The sequence below is a fragment of the Serratia sp. CY44782 genome (assembly GCF_052168715.1).
In the GTDB taxonomy this organism is placed as follows: Bacteria; Pseudomonadota; Gammaproteobacteria; order Enterobacterales; family Enterobacteriaceae; genus Serratia; species Serratia nevei.
The window spans coordinates 24,101-41,911 of the sequence record NZ_JBJNME010000016.1 but is presented as its reverse complement, the minus strand read 5'-3'; the positions used below and the strand labels follow the sequence as shown (position 1 = coordinate 41,911).

Sequence of the window (17,811 nt, the reverse complement as noted above, 5' to 3'; positions counted from 1 at the left end):
GCAACCATTGCAGCAGCGGCGCGTCCACCCATGCCGCCAGCTGCGCGACGTAATCTTCCAGCGCCTCGCGGAACACCGGATCCGCCGCGTACAGCGCGGCGCCGGCGCCGGACTGCAGCACCCCCTGACCGGTAAACAGCCAGGCATCCTGGCGTGCGCGCGCCTTGCCTGACGGCTGGTCGTAGGATTCCAGCACCACGTGCGCATTGGTGCCGCCATAACCAAATGAAGAAACCCCCACCCGGACGGCCTCCTTCCGATCGTGGCTACCGATACGGGTAGGTTTGACCGGCACCACCGCCGCAAAACCGCTCAAATTAATTTTTGGATTAAGGGTTTGGAAATGAAGGTTCGCCGGCGCTTCACGATGGCGCAAGACCTCCAGAGCCTTAATCAACCCAGTAATGCCGGCCGCGCCTTCCAGATGACCGATATTGGTCTTCACCGATCCCAGCACCACAGGTTTTTTGCGATCGACGGCCAACACATTCTTCAACGCTTCTATCTCGATCGGATCGCCCAACGGCGTGCCGGTGCCGTGGCACTCGACATAGTCCAAGTCGGCACCCTGCCATCCCGCCTCCTGCAATGCCTGTCGGATCACGGCCTCTTGCGCCAGGCCGTTAGGCGCAGTAAGTGAAGCGCTGCGCCCATCCTGATTCACGGCACAACCTTTGATAACGCCCAGGATCGGATCGCCGTCGGCTTCCGCATCGCACAAACGTTTCAGTACCACCGCGCCGACGCCTTCGCCGCGGGCAATGCCGTTGGCCTGAGCATCGAAAGTTGCACACCGTCCGTCGACGCTCAGCATCTTCGCCTGACAGGTAAAAACGTAAGGTTCTGGCGAAAGGATTAAGTTGACGCCGCCGGCGATCGCCATCCTGCAGGCGCCGCTGCGCAACTTGGCCACCGCAGCGTCGACCGCCACCAACGAGGACGAACAGGCTGAATCAATGGTCATGCTGGGGCCGGCCAGATCGAGCAGGTAAGAGATGCGGTTAGAGGTGATGGACGGTGCGGCGCCGGTTCCCGCGTACTCTTTCGTATGACCGAAATCCATCATCCAGTCGTAGTTCATCTGGCCGATGAGCACACCCGTTGAAGAGCCTGAAAGTTTTTCCCTGTCATAACCTGCCGCCAGACACGCCTCGTAGGCCACCTCCAGCATAATGCGCTGTTGAGGATCCATCGTTCTTGCCTCCGCCTGAGGCAAGTCAAACCAGGCATAGTCGAAGCTCTCGGCGCGTTCGATGAAAGCGCCGCGACGGGTATAGGCCGCTCCTAGTGTGTCGGGATTCGTGTCATAGATTGGGCTGATATCAAAACGAGAAGCGGGGATGTCGGACATGCAATCGGTAGCGGACGACAGCATATGCCAGAATTCATCGGGAGAGCCGACATTGCCGGGCAGACGGCATGCTCGCGCGATAATCGCAATCGGCTCTGCATGATAATTGGGTGTCGGACGCGTTGCCGCCGACGCGGTACCATGCGGGTTGCTCAGTTGGCCCCGATGGAATGCCGCCAGCTTCACCGCGCTCGGGTAATTAAAGATCAGGGTATAAGAGAGAGGCGTATTCCAGGCTTTTTTCAACATGTTAATCAGTTGAACCGCATACAGTGAGGTCAGCCCCTGTTCGATTAAGCTGCGGCTCGCCGAAAGCGTGCCAACCGGCACATCCAGTACCTGTGCGGCGAGTTGCAGCACCAGAGCGGCCTCGCTGGACGTTTCCACGCCGGTGTCGCTTTCCTCCCCCTCCGCCGGCAAGGTTTGCGCGATGCTGCGCAACTTTTTCATATCCACTTTATTGTTAGCCGTTAACGGGATCGCATCCAACACAATCCACACCTGGGGTGCCATATAATCAGGCAACAGCTGTTCAACATGGATACGGAGTTTTTCCTCCAGGCCCGTCTTCGCCTCATCGGCATTAGCGGTCGCAAAGCCGACCACGCGGGCACCGGCACCAGGAATATGTACCGCAACAGCGCGTTGAACTTCGCTGAGTTGCTGCGCGCAATTTTCGATTTCCGCCAACTCGACACGGTGCCCGCCCACTTTCACCTGCGAATCTTTGCGCCCGACAATCTCTATTTCTCCATTCGGCAGATATCGGCCAAGATCGCCGGTTTCATACAGCCGCCCATAGCGTTCGGTGTGAACAAATTTCTCGCCGGTTAATGTCGGATCGCGGAAGTACCCTTCCGCCACCCCTTTGCCACCGATGTAAATATCGCCGACCACTCCCGTCGGTCGATATTGCAGATCCGCATCCAGTACGTGCATCGTTTGATTGGATAAAGGCCGCCCGTACGGTACCAGCTCCGTGCCAAGCAAGTGAGAATCGGCCGTCACGACATGATAGTTCGACCATATCGACGCTTCGGTCGCGCCGCCGAGAGCAATAATTTGAAGCTGTGGATAACGTGCCATCGCATTGTCAACCATGGCCATACTGATGGCATCGCCGCTGAGCATCACCCTTTTCAGCGGCATGACATACTCCGGTTGGCTGGCCGCAATCAGCATTTCGAAGGACGTAGGCACGGTATTCCAGACCGTCACATGATGTTGTTGGATCTGCTGCCACCAGTAGTCCGGATCGCGCGTGCCATCCGGCTTGCAAACAACCAGCGTACCGCCGGTGGCTAATGTGCCGAAGATATCCCATACGGATAGATCGAAACTGAGGGAGGAAATGCCAAACGTCACCGTCTCCTGGCCAAGAGCAAAGCGTTGGTTAATGTCCAGGCAAGTATTCAACGCCGCATGGTGCGCAATCTCAACCCCTTTGGGCACGCCGGTCGAACCGGAAGTAAAGATGATATAGGCCAATGAATGAGGATCGATGGCAACCGACGCTGCTTCTCTATTTTCAATCTCTCGGGCCAAATCGACATGCACGTTGATTGTCGTCGGTGATTGCCCGTCGCCGCCGACATACCAATCACGCTCCGGCGACAATGTCCTGTCATGGACTAAAGCGACCTGGCAACCTGCCAGCTGCATGATGCTGCGGAGGCGATCGTCGGGATTGCTGGGGTTTAAAGGCAGGTAACAGGCCCCCGTCATTAATATCCCTAACGTCCCCGCGACTTGCTCCCATCCTTTCTCGAGCACGACTGCAACAGAATGCCCAGGCCCGATGCCGATATCCTGGAGTTTTACCGCTATTGCATTCGCCACGGAAATTAATGAACGATAAGTGAGGCTCACCGACTGATCGATAACGGCGATTTTATCCGGAAAAGCTTTCGCCGCCTTTATTACCGGTTGATGCAGTAACCCCTTCTCCAATTCATCAAATTCGCAACCCGTGTCATTCATTTCTTCACGTAATTGCATGAGCTCCGGCGGTAATACCACAGATTGCGACTGGTTAAGCGCGACATTCTCCAATACACAATGGAAACACCGGAGCATTTCAGCGATCTGTTCGCCCTGATGCACTCGTCCATCGTAGTCCCAATTAATCTGCAGGCCGTTATCCGTTTCGTAAACCTGATGGTCCAAAGAAATTTGCGGCGTTTGTGTCTGCTGATAATTAAGTTTCGTGTTACAGCCGGTTAATTCTAAACCTGGCTTGATAATGCCGATGAAAGACGTAAATACTATAGGGAAAGTCAGGTGCGGATCATTGTGGTGTTTACGCAACATCCGAATCACATCCAACCCATTAATATCGCTGTGCTCCAGCCCAGCCGACAGCGTCTGGTGGAAGCTTACCGCCTGCTCAACAATGCCCCTGCCGGCGGCCGATGTGACCGGGCACAACAAGACGTTGGTGAACTCGCCGACAACGCCGGAATAATCGTTATTTATCGCAACCGGGCGTTCAGACATCGTCACGGTAATCGTGAATTCAGGGTTTTCAGAATACAGACGCAGCACTTCCGCAAATGCCGATAATAAAATTGAATTAGGCGTAATCTGCAAATGCCCGGCGATACCCTTTATCCTCTCCCAATCATCGCCGTTTAGCGTAGCGGCACATCGATCAAAATTTGCATTCTGACTAACTTCATATTTAACTCGAGGGATCTGCGGCGGGCCGGGAATCGTTTTCACCTTTTCTTCCCAGTATGATAATGACGCCTGTGATACGTCTCCATTAACTCCAGCTCGGCAGTAATCAAAAAATCTTAATGGTGGAAGCTCTTGCGCGGTAAATTCAATGCCATCAATCGACGCGTTATACCTTTCAATCACTCGCTGACATAATATCATTGCGCTGGTCGCATCAATGAACAGCATATCCAGCATAATGTGGATACGAGTCATCTTGGCGCTTATTCGCGTCAATTGGATCCCCCAGAAAACCTCGTCGGTATGCTTCACAGCACTAATGCATTCTGAGCGGCGCAAATCTAAATCGGTGACATTGTCGACAGGAAATGAGAACTCATGACGTTTTGCATAGCGGTCAATTAATTTTTGCTGATTACCATTAACAATAACGGCATGTAACATGGGTTCATCATCAATGACAGACGTTACGGCGCGTTTAAAAGCGTCTACATCAAGACCTTCAACATCAAATTCGCTGTATACCTGGCATGAACAATCTCGTTCGGCTCCCAGAATATAAGATTCCTGCATAGGCGTCAGTGGTGCGATGGAGTCAGAATCGTTGCGCTCTCGGCGCTGGCCAGCAGCGTCGTCATCGGTTGCATAAAAAGATGCGCCAAGTCTTTCAATAACTTGCCCAACAGTCAGACCGTAGAGCTCTTGGTATGAGGGTGCCGGTTTAAGCATGCCGCGCACCCGCGTAGCCGTTAATGAGTCAATGCCAAGCATGCCGAACAGAGTTGATGCCATTTTGACTAATTCAGAAAGGGGGATGTCTAAAACCTGGGCAAGCACGTCGATAGGTGAAATTTTGCTGACTTTTTCCATCGTCTTCATGGGGCTTCCTGGAGGTATGTTAACAATTGAGAGTTACTTATCCTTTTTTATGATTACATTCTGCTAATGTAAATTAAAAGTGAAATCTTATAAAACATTCCAAAACGTAATAAGGGCTGCAAATCTCTGAAACCATCGCCATTCCAGAAAGCAACTGCAGAATCGAACAACACCAAGGCAACATAATGATTTTACTGTGATTTTTACATCAATTGTTTTTTAGGATAATTCTCACTATCACGTAACCGCTTAGTTTAAAAAGGAAAAATCATCACAATGCCTTAACATATGTAGACATACACATTCATATCCCTTATATTGCAATGGGGAAATCTCATAAGCTACATTAATACTATCTAAAGCGATTCAGGATGATGCTTAACTTCAAACAGCGCAGGTTCAAAATCATTCACATTGATATGGACTGTTTCTATGCTCAGGTAGAGATGCGCGACAATCCGGCGCTGAGAGAGCTCCCCATCGCCATCGGCGGCCCAACAAAAACCCAAGGGATCCTTTGCACCAGTAACTATAAAGCCAGAGAGTTTGGCGTTCGGGCCGCTCAGTCAACGTACGAAGCTTTTAAACTCTGCCCTGAACTCGTGTTGATTCATCCAGACTTCGCTAAATATAAGTTGATATCCAATCAGCTCAGCGTTATTTATCGTAAGTATTCAGAGAAAATACAGCTTATTTCGCTTGATGAGGCATATATTGATGTTACCGATAGCCACCTGCATAATGGTTCGGCAACGCTAATTGCACAAAGCATAAAAAATGATATTTTCGAAACATTAAGATTAACGGCCAGTGCCGGTGTGTCGTTTAATAAAATGCTCGCAAAAATAGCCAGTGACTGGAATAAGCCCAACGGACTTTTCGTCATTACGCCGGACATGCGTGATGATTTTATGAAAACCCTGCCGTTGATAAAAATACCCGGCGTGGGGAAAGTCGGTTATGAGAAACTGAAAAAAATTGGATTATCCACTTGCGGCGATGTTGTTGAACGAGACATTACCGAACTCATTAATCTTTTTGGCAAGCGCACCGCATTGAAGCTCTTAGAGGCGTGTCACGGCGTGTCCAATGCCGTCGTTAAGGAAAAAAGCCAGCGAAAATCATTTGGAATAGAAAAGACATTCTACGACCCCATTTACGATAATGAAGAAATCACCAAAGAAATCGATGGATTAGTATCAAACTACAACCTAAGGCTGGCAGAGCTGGATGACTTCCATTTTTGGCAGCGCAGAATATCACATGTATCAGTGAAGATAAGATTTAACGACTTTGAGACCCTTACCCGAGCCATTGGGATCCCCCCCCATGAATCTGACACGCTCATAACCAACAGGCTCATTAACAAAGAAACCGCTGAAATACTCAAAGCGCAACTGCTCTCCATGCATCATGATGTCAAAAAACCGATACGGCTCATCGGCATTGGCATCAAGTTTGAAGAGAGCATTGATAGTCAATTAGAACTTTTTTCGACGCAATAGGCAACATATTAATCAACCGCAAATAGGATTGTTATGATTAGGGAAACGCAACATCATGAGAAAATAAAGCTCTCCTGTGGGATATCTATCAACGTGACATCTTGGGGGGAACAGGAGGCGCCGGCGTGCCTGTTGATCCACGGATTAGATAACAACGCGCGTATTTGGGACAATATAGCAACAGAACTTAGTGAAAAATATCGAGTCTACGCCATCGATATTAGGGGACACGGAGATTCTGATTGGAGCGACAGCAACAGTTACACATTGCAAACCTTCCTCAAGGATATAGAACAAGTTAGAGCTTACTTATCGCTCTCAGACTTTATAATGGTCGGTCACTCTCTGGGGGGAAGAATAGCTACCTATTACACGGCCGAATACCAGCAGCACGTCAAAAAATTAATTATCATAGACATGGCTCCTGAGATTGGGAAAAATATCATTGAAAAACTGCAATCAGACAACAGAGGCCAGCCGGCAAACTTCCCAAGCATCCAAAGTTGTTATGCCTACATGCAGGCCATCTACCCCCTGTCCCATCAAGCGTTACTCTATGATTTCTGCCTGCATAGCTTCTCGCAACAGAATGGCTATTACACCAATAAAACAGATCCCGCATTCAAGCATAAAATGTTTCAGCCATCAGATCGGGATGGATATATCAACCCTTTGCAGGACGAAAAAATATGGGACGCCCTGCCGCAGATCAATATACCGACGCTAATTATTCGCGGTGGATTTTCGGCGGTATTGTCCAGCCAGGTTGCAGACAATATGGCGAAAAAACTGCCAAATGCCAATATAAGCATTATCGAGCGAGCGGGACATGCGGTCATGCTCGATAACCCGCAACAGACTACCAATGCGATCATAAACTTCATCTAATCAATATACCGCAGATCCTGGGGCGAAAAAAAACAGGCGGAGCGTCGCCGCTTCGCCTGTTTGATATGCGCGTACCCTGATCGGGATTATTTCAGCGCTACGCGGATCACGTCGTCCGGCGCGGTGGCTTCTTTCTCGCGGCTGGAGGCCTGCTTGACGCTGACGTACAGCGTCTGGCCGTCCGGCGACAACGCCAGGCTGTTCGGATGGGTCGGCGTCTTGATGGTGTTCAGCACCTTGTAGCTCTTGGCGTCGATTACGCTCACTTCGCCCGCCTGGCGATGGGTGACGTAAACTTCATTGCGCGCCGGGTTGAACAGCACCGCCAGCGATTCCGGCACGTCGATCTTGCTCAGAACGTTGCCGTTGCGGGTATCCACCACCAGCACCTGCGGCTGCTTGGAATCGGTGATGAACGCGCGATGGGTAGCGGTATCCAGGCTGATGTTCAGGAAGAAGTGCTCTTTGGACTCATCCAGCTTCTTGCGCGACAGCACCTTGTTGGATTGGGTGTCGATGGTCACCAGCTCGCCGTCGGCGTTGGTGACGTACAGGCGCTTGGCGGCGGCGTCCAGCGCCAGGCCGGTGCCGTATTTGCCGGTGTCGGTCACGGTGGCGCGCAGGGTCAGATCCTTGCCGTCCACCACCCACACCACGCTGGATTCACCCAGCCCGGTGATGTACAGGGTATCGCTGTCGGCATCCGCCACCAGTTCGCGCGGCGCCAGCGGCTTGACGGTCTCGGAGCGCTTGCGCGCGTCCAGCACCAGGCGGCCTTTCACGTCGCCGGTCTTGGCGTCGATGGCGGTCACCGAGTTATTGACGGTGTTGCCGAAGAACAGCGTGCCGGTCTTGGCGTTAACGGCGGCGCCGAACGGTTTGATGTCGTTATGGATAATTTGGGTCACGTCCAGCGTGGTCGGATCCAGACGGTAAACGATGCCGCCCTTGTCCAGCTTACGGCTCTGCGACGTCGCCAGGTAGAGCGCGTTCTCGCTCGGGCTGTAGGCCATTTCATAGGCGCCCTTGCCAACCGGCTTGCGCAGCACTTCCGGCGCGGTCTGCGCCAGCAGCGTATTGGAGAACAGCAGCGTGGACAGCAGCATCAGCGGGAATGCCGCACGTTTTCCCTTGGTGATCAAAGTATTCATCGAAATCTCCTTATAGAGCCAACGGGGCGGCCGCTCGGCCGCCCTCTCTCGTTATTAAAATCAGGCTTTCTCTTCGGAAAGCAGCGCCCACCAGCTGTCGATGGTCGGGTTGCGCGCCAGCGCGATAAAGTCGATGTCGCCGCGGATCTTGCGCCAGCGGGTCGCCAGCTCCATGATGCGCACCGAATCCAGACCGTAATCGATCAGGTTTTCATCGTTGCCCATGTCTTCGCTATCCTCGTCCAACAGCGGCAGGATCTGCTGACGCAGCGCATCGATGCTGGCGATACCGGCAGCCGGCAACAGAGACGCGGTGGTCACCACCCGGCCGCAACGGCCGGCGGTGTAACGCAGCGCCATCAGGTGTTCGTCGCGCGAGAAGTCCGCCAGGCCGTCGGCCACCATGAACGGCTGGATGTTGCGCATGAAGGCGTCGATGGCGGTGGTCAGGCAGCCGATGTGCGCATACACGCCGCAGATAATCAGCTGATCGCGGCCGGACTCCTGCAGGATCTCCTGCAGCGGCGAGCGGTGGAAGGCGCTGTAGCGCCATTTCACCAGCACCGTGTCGTCTTCGTCCGGCGCCAGCGCGGCGGTCACCGCCTGCTGCTCAGGGTGTTTGTTCAGGCCCGGCCCCCACATGTCGTTCAACAGCGCGCGATCTTCATCGCTCTGCTGGTTCGGCTGCGCGGTATAGAACACCGGAATACCCTGCTGTTTGCAGTAGCGGCGCAGGTTGGCGATGTTCTCCACCACCTGTTTAATCAGCGCGCTGTCTTCGCCCCAGAAATTGAGGAAATACTGCTGCATGTCGTGGATCAGCAGCGCGGCGCGCTGCGGTTCTACCTGCCAGGTGACTTTATTCTGCGGCAGTTCGTCCGCCGTCGGCAGCGCGTAATCATTAAGTTTTGGAATGGCCATCGATTAATCTCCCTGAGCCTGAGTCTGTAGTTGCGCGTCGAGCTGCTGGCGCAGCCGTTTTTTGTCCACTTTGCCGACCGGGGTCAGCGGCAGGCTGTCCACCTGAATAAAGCGATCCGGCAGTTTGAAGTCCGCCACGCCCTGCTCGCGCAGGTGGCGACGCAGCACCACCGGCTTCAGCGGCGCGTTGGCGATGATATAGGCGCAGCTCTTCTCCCCCATCAGCGCGTCCGGCATCGACACCAGCGCGGCGTTGATCACGTCCGGATGACGCAGCAGCAGGTTCTCGATCTCCTCGGCGGCGATCTTCTCTCCGCCGCGGTTGATCTGATCTTTCTGCCGCCCCTGCACGGTGATGTAGCCGTCTTCGCTGATGCTGATCAGATCGCCGGAGCAGTAGAAACCGTCGGCATCGAAGGCGTCGGCGTTGTGCGCCGGGCTCTGGTAGTAACCGCGGAAGGTATAAGGCCCGCGCGTCATCAACCGCCCGACCTCGCCCGCCAGCAACGGATTGCCATCGTCATCCGCCACCCACACTTCGTCGTCCGGCGACATCGGCCGCCCTTGCGTCGTCAGGATGTGGCGTTCGTCGTCGTCCAGCCGGGTGTAGTTCACCAGCCCTTCCGCCATGCCGAACACCTGCTGCAGTTGGCAGCCGATTTCGTTCTGAATGCGCGCCGCCAGCGTCTCGCCCAGCTTGGCGCCGCCCACCTGCAGCAGTTTCAGGCTGGCGAGCTGGGCATTGCCGCCCCACTCTTCGATCGCCTGCAGCCACAGCGTGACCGCCGGCGGTACCAGCGCCGTCACGTTGATTTGGTGCTGTTCGATCAGGCGGAAGCACTGCCCGGCGTCCGGATCGGCGGCGAACACCACCAGCCCGGCGCCATAAAACACGCCCAGTACGCCCGGCGAACTCATCGGGTAGTTGTGCGCCACCGGCAGCGCGCACAGATAACGGGTCTGCGCGTCGAAACGGCAGATCTCCACGCTGCGGCGAATGCTGTAGTAGTAATCATTGTGGGTGCGCGGGATCAGCTTCGGCGTACCGGTGCTGCCGCCGGAAAGCTGGAAGAACGCCACCTGATCGGCCGCGGAAGGCTGCGCGACGAAACCGTCGCTCGCTTCGTCCAGCCAGGCGGCCAGCGCCAGCTCGCCCTCGGGCTGGCTACGCAACGCCACAACCCGCAGCGAAGGATGCGCATCGCGGAAGGCGTTCAGAAATTGATCGTCGGCAAACAGCGCATGCTGGCGATCGGCGATCAGCAGCGCCGGTTTGATCTGCTCGGCATAGGCGTTCAGCTCGCTGCGCTGATGGCTGAACAGCGCGTTGACCGGCGCCACGCCAATTTTCAGCAGCGCGAAGAACACGATATAGAACTCCGCCACGTTGCCCAACTGGACCAACGCGGTGTCGCCGGATTTCACGCCGCGGCGCAGCAGAGCGGCCGCCAGGCGATCGGCGCGCTGCTGCAGCTCGCGGTAGGTCAGGCTGCCCTGGGCGTCGATAATCGCCGGGGCGTCGTTGTTGGCCTGGCGGTCGAGGATCTCGGTCAGCGGCTTGTCAGTCCAGTAGCCGCGTTCGCGATAGCGGCTGGCGAACTCCGCCGGCCAGGGGGTAAAGGCAATGCTCATCTTGTCGTTATCCTTGATTCATACCAAAGGCACGCAGAATGGTGCTGAGTTTGGTGCCTGTTTCATGCCATTCAGATTCGGGTGAAGAGTCTTCCACGATGCCGGCGCCGGCGAACAGCCGCACCCGGTTGCCGTCAACGGTGCCGCAGCGGATAGTCACTACCCACTCGCCGTTACCTTCGTCGTCGCACCAGCCGACGATGCCGCCGAACAGGCCGCGATCGAACGGCTCCAGCTTGCCGATCAGGGCGTGCGCCTGGGCCGTCGGCATGCCGCACAGTGCCGGCGTCGGGTGCAACAGGCAGGCCAGCGACAGGGCATTTTCGTCGGGAGATGCCGCCTCGCCATCGATCGGCGTGGAGAGATGCCACAGCGTGGTGGTGGTCAATAATTCAGGGGTGTGCGGCACGTTCAGGTAGCGGCAGCGGCCGGCCAGCACGTCACGCATGCTTTCGGTGACGATGCGATGCTCGTGACGATCCTTCGCCGAGGCCATCAGCCGCTCTCCCACTTCGCGATCGCGCTGCGGGTCGGCCTCGCGCCGGGCGGAACCGGCCAGCGGGTTAGAATAGAAACGGCCGTTGTCTTGGCGCAGCAGCAGCTCTGGGCTGGCGCCCAACAGCGCACCCTGCTCCAGTGGCACATGGAAATGGAAACCGTGCGGGTTCTGGGCAATCACGCGCGCCATCAGCGCATGGCGATCCACCGGCTGGCGCGTTTCGATCTCCAGCAGGCGCGACAAGACCACTTTATCCAGCTCACCGGCCTTCATCGCGTCGACGGCGTCGCTGACCATCTTCATAAACGGCTGCTGCGGCGGCAGCTCCGTCACGCCGGCCAGTTCAGGGCCGTTCGCCGGCGGCCGAACGCCGGCCATAAAGGCGGCGCGATCGAACCAGCGGCTCTGCTGCGGAATAAACAGCGCCGAAGGCTGCCGGGTATCGAACGGGATGGCGCCGCACAGCAGCGGTTTTTTGATACCAGCCTGACGGGCCTCGGCAAACGCCTGCCGCACGCTGCGCTGGAACTCGCCGTTCAGGTCGGCGCCGTCTGCGGCCGGCAGGCGAATGCGGCTGAAACAACCGGTGGTGGTCAAGCTGCGGAAAGGAGAGGTAAAGAAGAAGCCCGACGCCGGAGAAAAATCAGCGGCGAACCGGTGTTCTTCGCGCTCCTGCATTTCCTTTCGATTGATGTCGTTCACGGCAGTATCCATCGCTTCGCCCTCAAGGATTTGAAGTGATAACCAATATAATAATGATTATCATTTGAGTTAATTCCGCGCTAAATTACTCGCCGATATTTGCTATGTCAATAAACGTAAGCACTTCTTTCATTTCGAAATCATGACATAAACGCTGTGGGTTTTACGCATGCCGATGATAAGCATTGCTATTTGATCCCACAGCGTTGTCTTAACGCGTTCGACTACTTTTCTGTGGCGGGCTGCGGCTCCGGTTTGTGCAGCGTCACCTGGCGCAAACCGGTCATGGCGAACAGCAACAGGATGCCGAGCACCGCCGCGCCGAAGCCGAAACCGCTGGCGCTCATCGCCGGCAGCATGAAGGCGCCCATCGCCCCCAGCAGCAGTGCGCCCAGCGCATCGCCCACCACGTTCTGCGCCGTCCACAGGCCGTTGATGCGGCCGAGGAAGTTGTCCGGCGTCAGGCTCTGGATCAGGCCGTATTGCAGCAGCGAGTTCAGCGCGCTCAGGTAGCCGAACGCCACCAGGCACAGCAACGCCAGGCTGTACCACGGCATCAGGCCGAACAGGCCAATGGCGGCGAACGCCGCGATCGCCGTCAGCAGCATCACCCAGCCGGGGCGCGCCACGTGCGCCACGCGCCCGCTGGTGAACGCACCGATGGCCGCGCCGAGCGGCACGGCGGCGTACATATAGCCGAGGTGGGCAGCGTCGATGTGCCAGCTCTCCGCCATCGCCGGGTACAGCACGCGCACCGCGCTGGCCATGGTCAGCAGCGCGCCGATCAGCGCCACCATGCCGATCACCTTGTTCTGGAACAGGAAGGCGAAGCCGCCCGCCAACGCGCGCAGCGGGTGTTCACGCGGCTGCGGCGGCGGCATCAGCTGCGGCAGGCTCAGCAGCGGCAGCAGCGTCAACAGGGTGCCAAACGCCGCCAGGCCGTAGTTCCAGGCAATGCCCATATGGGCAATCACCAGGCCGCCAATCGCCGGGGAAAGAATCGAGCCGAAGCGCACCGTCAGCATGCTGATGGCGCCCGCCTGCACGATGTTTTCGCGGCCCACCAGCGCCGGCGTGGCCGCCAGCAGCGCCGTCACCCCCACCGCGCCGAAGAAGCCGTCCCACACCGCCAGCAGATAAATGGCCGCCAGCGAAGGCGACGGCAACAGGGCGTTGAGGCACAGGCCGACGAAGCCGACGCCGCAGGTGGAGCGTGCGAACAGGATCAGCCGGCGCCGCTCATAGCGATCGGCCAATACGCCTCCCATCAGCAGCCCGGCGAACATGCCGCCGCCGGCCAGCGTCACCGCCAGCCCGACCTGCAGGGTGGAACCGGTCAGCGCCTGGATCTGCACCGGGATGGCGATCGCCATCAGCCCCAGCGCCACAATGGAGATAAAGCGCGCGCAGAATACCGCGCGGAAAGCCCGGTTGGTTTTCAGCAGGCTAAAATCAAGCAGGATGGAGGGTTTGCTACTCATCGGTTGTTCACCACATCTTTAAACGGGGATTCTGCAGTTGCGGGGCGCTATGCTAGCACAGATGGCGAAATCAATAATGATAATAAAACTCATTGATATTCAACTGTGAGCAACCGCAAGAAACGCCGCCACACGCGGGGTAATCCCCGTGCCTGGCGGCGAGATGACCGGCGCGATTACAGCGTGCGCAAGATCCGGTTCAGCAGCGGCCCCAGCACTTTGAACGACGCCGGCGAAACGATATCGACATGCGCGCAGTCCAGCTCGTGCGCCTGCAGCGCATCGACGTACTGCGACCAGGTCTGCTGCACGTCCATCCCTTCCTGCAACGTGCGTTTGGCGACGAACAGCGTCGCCTGGCCGCGGAAGCGGGCGGTACGCGTGTGCGACAGCAACCGCACCGAATCGGCGTAGTTGGCTTCGATGTTGTCGAACATCGCGGTGCGCGTCTCGCCCAGCGCCGGATCGAGCGTATCCTGCGACACCGCCAGGAACTGCTCGCGCTCGCGCTGCACTTCCTTCAACACGTTGTCGTCCAGCATCACGTCCCAGTTTTGGGTCTCCGGCGGATAGGTATCCAGCAGGCCGAGGAACGCCACCTGCTCACCGCGCGCCTGCAGCCGGGCGGCGATGCCCTGCGCCAGCGTGCCGCCCAGCGAGTAGCCGATGAAGTGGTACGGCCCGTGCGGCTGTACCTGCAACACCGTCTGCAGGTGGGCATCCACCACCTGATCCATATCTTCGCTCAGCGCCAGCGGGCCGTCCGGCCGCGGCGACTGGATACCGACCAGCGACCAGTGCTGATCGAGATAGCGCGGCAATACGCTGAACTGCCACGAGAAACCGGACGCCGGGTGCAGACAGAACAGCGTCGGCCCCTCGGTGACGCGCAGCGGCAATACGCTGTCGAAGCCGCTGCGATCGGCCTCTTCCTGCGTGCGATCTTCCGCCAGCAAGGCGGCCAGCTGCTCAACGCGCGACGCCACCATCACCTGGCCGACGGACACCGCCTTGCCCAGATCGCGGCGCAGCTCTGCCGCCAGACGCATCGCCAGCAGCGAATGGCCGCCGAGCGCGAAGAAATCGTCGTCGGCGAACACCTGGTCGCGCTGCAGCAAGCGGGCGAACACCGCCGCGATCTCGCTTTCCAGCCCGGCCTGCGGCGGCCGTCCTGCCTTGCGTTCACCGCCCTGCGGTTGCGGCAAGGCCTTGCGATCCAGCTTGCCGTTGGCGCTCAGCGGCAAATCGCTCATTTCCACCAGCGCCACCGGCACCATGTGCGGCGGCAGACGGTCGGCCAGCGCCGCGCGCAGGGCTTCCGCATCCCAGTTCGCGCCAGGCTGCATCACCAGATAGCCTACCAGCTGGCGCGCATCGCCGCCGGCGTCCACCGGTGTGCCCTGCAGCACCAGCGCGTGCGTCACCGCCTGGCGCACGCCCGGCAGCGACAGCAAGGCGTGGTCGATTTCGCTCAGCTCGATACGCTGCCCGCGGATCTTCAGCTGATCGTCGCTGCGGCCCAAATATTCCACCGCGCCGTCCGGCAGCCAGCGCGCCACGTCGCCGGTGCGGTACATGCGCCCGCCCTCGCCGAACGGATCGGCGACAAAGCGGCTGGCGGTCAGATCCGGCCGGCCAAGGTAGCCGTGCGCCAGCTGCACGCCGGTCAGATACAGATCGCCCGCCACGCCCGGCGGCACCGGCCGCAGGCGCGCGTCAAGAATGCGCAGCCCGGTGTTCCACACCGGCAGGCCGATCGGCACGTTGGCGCCGGTCACCTTCGCCAGCGCGTCGCTGTAGGCCGGATGCCAGGTCACATCCACCGCCGCTTCGGTCGGGCCGTAGAGGTTGTGCAACGGCACCGCCGTGCGGCTTTGCCACAGGCGGCACAGCTCCGCCGGCAGCGCTTCGCCGCTGCAGAACACCTGGCGCAGCGCGGCGCAGCTCGCCACCGCCGCGTCGTCGTCCAGGGCGGCCACGAAAGCCGCCAGCATCGACGGCACGAAGTGCAGCGTGGTAATGCGGTGTTGCGCGATCAGCTGTTGCAGCTGCTGCGGGTCGCGATGCGCCTCCGGCGGCGCCATCACCAGCCGGGCGCCGACCATCAGCGGCCAGAAGAATTCCCACACCGAGACGTCGAAACTGCACGGCGTTTTCTGCAGCACCGCGTCGTCCGCCCCCAGCGGGTACTGGTGTTGCATCCACAGCAAGCGGTTGACGATCGCCTGATGGCCGACCAGCACGCCTTTCGGACGCCCGGTGGAGCCGGAGGTAAAGATGATATAGGCCGCATGGTCCGGCGTCGGGCCCGCGATCGCCACCCCGGCGGCGTGATCGGCCGCCAGCGGCGCGTCATACAGCAAGATTTCGCCCTTGTCGGCGAAACGCGCCTGCTGCGCCGGGTTGGTGATGACCAGCCGCGGCGCGGCGTCTTCCAGCATCATCGCCAGCCGTTCGTCCGGATAACCGGTGTCCAGCGGCAGATAGGCGGCGCCCGCTTCCACGATCGCCATCAACGCCAGCGACAGGAACACCGAACGCGGCAACGCCACTGCCACGATGTCGCCCGGCCGCACGCCCTGCGCCACCAGCTCGCGCGCCAGCGCCGTGACCTGCTCGCGCGTTTCGCGGTAGGTAAAGCTGAAATGCGCATCCGCCAGCGCCGGAGCCTCCGGCGTGGTTTGCGCCTGCTGCGCCAGCAGCTGGCTCAGCGTGGTCGCCGGCACCGGGTGCGCGGTGTCGTTGACCCGCGCCAGCAGCGCGTGATCGTCGGCGGTCAGCATATCGGCTTCGCCGATCGGCAACGTTGCCTGCGCGGCGAACTGCGCCAGCAGCAGCGGCAGCCGCTGCAGGTGCGCCTGCAGTTCCTGGCGGCTGTATCGCTCGGCGTTGGCCAGCAGTTCAACCTTCAGCTGATTGTGCTCGTCGATAAACAGCGCAATCTCCAGATCGCGCACCGGCCCGGAGGCCAGATCGTGGGTGATGCCTTCGATACCGGCGAAGTCCAGCTGGTAATCGAACATTTTGAAGTTGAAGACCGTGCCGTACAGCGGTTCGCCGTCGCCGATGCGCCCCAGATCGCGCTGCACCTGTTCGGCGTCGTAGCGCTGATGGCGGCGCACCGTTTTCAGCTCGCGGCTGATGCGGGCGGCGGCCTCATACAGCGTGGCCTGCGGCTCGAGGTGCATCTCCATCGGCAGCACGTTGATCACCGGGCCGGCGGCGCACAGGGCGGCCGATCCGGTACGGCGCATGAAGATAAAACCGGCGCTGAAGCTCGGTTGGCCGCTCAGGCGCGATACCCACAGCGCCACCAGCGCCACCGCCATATCGGCGGCGTTCAGCTTCTGCTGCGCGCCGCACTGCACCAGTTCGGCGAAGGCCTGCGGATCGCAGCGCTGTTCCAGCCGGTGGATGCGCGGCGTGGGGGTTTGCCCAGCCAGCGGCTGCGGGCAGAGCGTGGCCGGCGGCGGCAGCTGCCGCGCTTTTTCGAGCCAGAAATCGGCGTCGCGTTGCCAGGCCGGCGCCTCCCGGTAAGCCTGGTATTCCGCCACCACGTCGCTGAACGCCGTGAAAGGCGTCGGTTCCAGCGCGTCGCCGCGGCAAAGATGGGTGTAAATCGCCGCCACGCGGCGAGCGATGGCGGTGAAGCTGAAACCGTCCACCAGCAGATGGTGATAGCGCTGATACCAGAACCAGCGGTCATCCGCGAGGCGCATCACCACATGGCGATACAGCGGCGCGCCGCTGCCGGCGCGCAGATCGCTCGCCAGATCGATATCCATCAGCGCGCGCGCGGCGGCTTCGGGGTCCGGCGACGCCGTCAGATCGACGAGTTCCGGCTCGTGCACCGCCAGCGTGTTATCCCACCATTGCACCGGCACGCCGTCGCGTTCCGCAAAACGCAGGCGCAGCATGTCCACCTCGCCCAAGCCCTGGGTAATGGCCTGCAGCAGAGGCTCTACGGCAATGGGGCCGTTGAGTTCGATGGCGTGGGCCACCGCGTAGGCATTGGGATGCGGGGAAATTTGATCGGCGACCCAGATGCCGGGTTGCGCCGCGACCAGCGGCCATTCGCCCGCAAGCGCCGGGCCGCTGAGAGAGTTAGGGGTGTGTGACACTG

Annotated in this window: 9 protein-coding genes; 2 read left to right on the top strand and 7 right to left on the bottom strand. The window is 58.9% G+C overall.

Features of this window, described 5'->3' with window-relative positions; translation table 11 throughout:
• The coding region (locus tag ACJ8HT_RS23480; protein WP_442520136.1) for a hybrid non-ribosomal peptide synthetase/type I polyketide synthase at positions 1-4,909 on the bottom strand (4,909 nt) is incomplete at its 3' end.
• A gap of 371 nt (positions 4,910-5,280) precedes the next feature.
• On the opposite strand from ACJ8HT_RS23480, the gene dinB reads away from it, so the two are divergent.
• Entirely contained in the window at positions 5,281-6,414 is a 1,134-nt protein-coding gene (gene dinB, locus ACJ8HT_RS23475) for a DNA polymerase IV (RefSeq protein WP_197653526.1), read from the top strand.
• Positions 6,415-6,447: 33 nt separating this feature from the next.
• A complete protein-coding gene (locus tag ACJ8HT_RS23470; RefSeq protein ID WP_074027460.1) occupies positions 6,448-7,302 on the top strand; it encodes an alpha/beta fold hydrolase in 855 nt (284 codons plus the stop codon).
• 86 nt (positions 7,303-7,388) lie between these two features.
• On the opposite strand, the gene yncE is transcribed toward ACJ8HT_RS23470, so the two are convergent.
• From yncE to ACJ8HT_RS23440, 6 genes are all read right to left on the bottom strand, one after another.
• Positions 7,389-8,408, bottom strand: coding sequence for a 7-bladed beta-propeller protein YncE (gene yncE, locus ACJ8HT_RS23465; RefSeq protein WP_371935057.1), 1,020 nt, complete (start codon positions 8,406-8,408; stop codon positions 7,389-7,391).
• 105 nt (positions 8,409-8,513) lie between these two features.
• Positions 8,514-9,374, bottom strand: a complete 861-nt coding sequence (locus ACJ8HT_RS23460) for an isochorismatase (protein ID WP_004930014.1) — start codon at positions 9,372-9,374, stop codon at positions 8,514-8,516.
• A 3-nt stretch (positions 9,375-9,377) separates the two neighbouring features.
• Entirely contained in the window at positions 9,378-11,006 is a 1,629-nt protein-coding gene (locus tag ACJ8HT_RS23455; protein WP_197653528.1) for a (2,3-dihydroxybenzoyl)adenylate synthase, read from the bottom strand.
• Between the two features lie 7 nt (positions 11,007-11,013).
• Complete coding sequence (locus ACJ8HT_RS23450) at positions 11,014-12,219, bottom strand: isochorismate synthase (protein WP_197653530.1); 1,206 nt, start codon at positions 12,217-12,219, stop codon at positions 11,014-11,016.
• 212 nt (positions 12,220-12,431) lie between these two features.
• Positions 12,432-13,688, bottom strand: a complete 1,257-nt coding sequence (gene entS, locus ACJ8HT_RS23445) for an enterobactin transporter EntS (RefSeq protein WP_047729313.1) — start codon at positions 13,686-13,688, stop codon at positions 12,432-12,434.
• Positions 13,689-13,864: 176 nt separating this feature from the next.
• The gene (locus ACJ8HT_RS23440) at positions 13,865-17,809 is read right to left on the bottom strand and encodes a non-ribosomal peptide synthetase (protein ID WP_197653531.1); all 3,945 of its coding nucleotides are present in this window, start codon (positions 17,807-17,809) and stop codon (positions 13,865-13,867) included.
• Positions 17,810-17,811: the final 2 nt, after the last annotated feature.

What these genes read in the sequence shown, in the direction of transcription:
- ACJ8HT_RS23470 (WP_074027460.1), top strand. Translation starts at nt 6,448, where the DNA reads ATGATTAGGGAAACGCAACATCATGAGAAAATAAAGCTCTCCTGTGGG.
- yncE (WP_371935057.1), bottom strand. Translation starts at nt 8,408, where the DNA reads ATGCTGCTGTCCACGCTGCTGTTCTCCAATACGCTGCTGGCGCAGACC.
- entS (WP_047729313.1), bottom strand. Translation starts at nt 13,688, where the DNA reads ATGAGTAGCAAACCCTCCATCCTGCTTGATTTTAGCCTGCTGAAAACC.
- dinB (WP_197653526.1), top strand. Translation starts at nt 5,281, where the DNA reads ATGATGCTTAACTTCAAACAGCGCAGGTTCAAAATCATTCACATTGAT.
- ACJ8HT_RS23455 (WP_197653528.1), bottom strand. Translation starts at nt 11,006, where the DNA reads ATGAGCATTGCCTTTACCCCCTGGCCGGCGGAGTTCGCCAGCCGCTAT.
- ACJ8HT_RS23450 (WP_197653530.1), bottom strand. Translation starts at nt 12,219, where the DNA reads ATGGATACTGCCGTGAACGACATCAATCGAAAGGAAATGCAGGAGCGC.
- ACJ8HT_RS23460 (WP_004930014.1), bottom strand. Translation starts at nt 9,374, where the DNA reads ATGGCCATTCCAAAACTTAATGATTACGCGCTGCCGACGGCGGACGAA.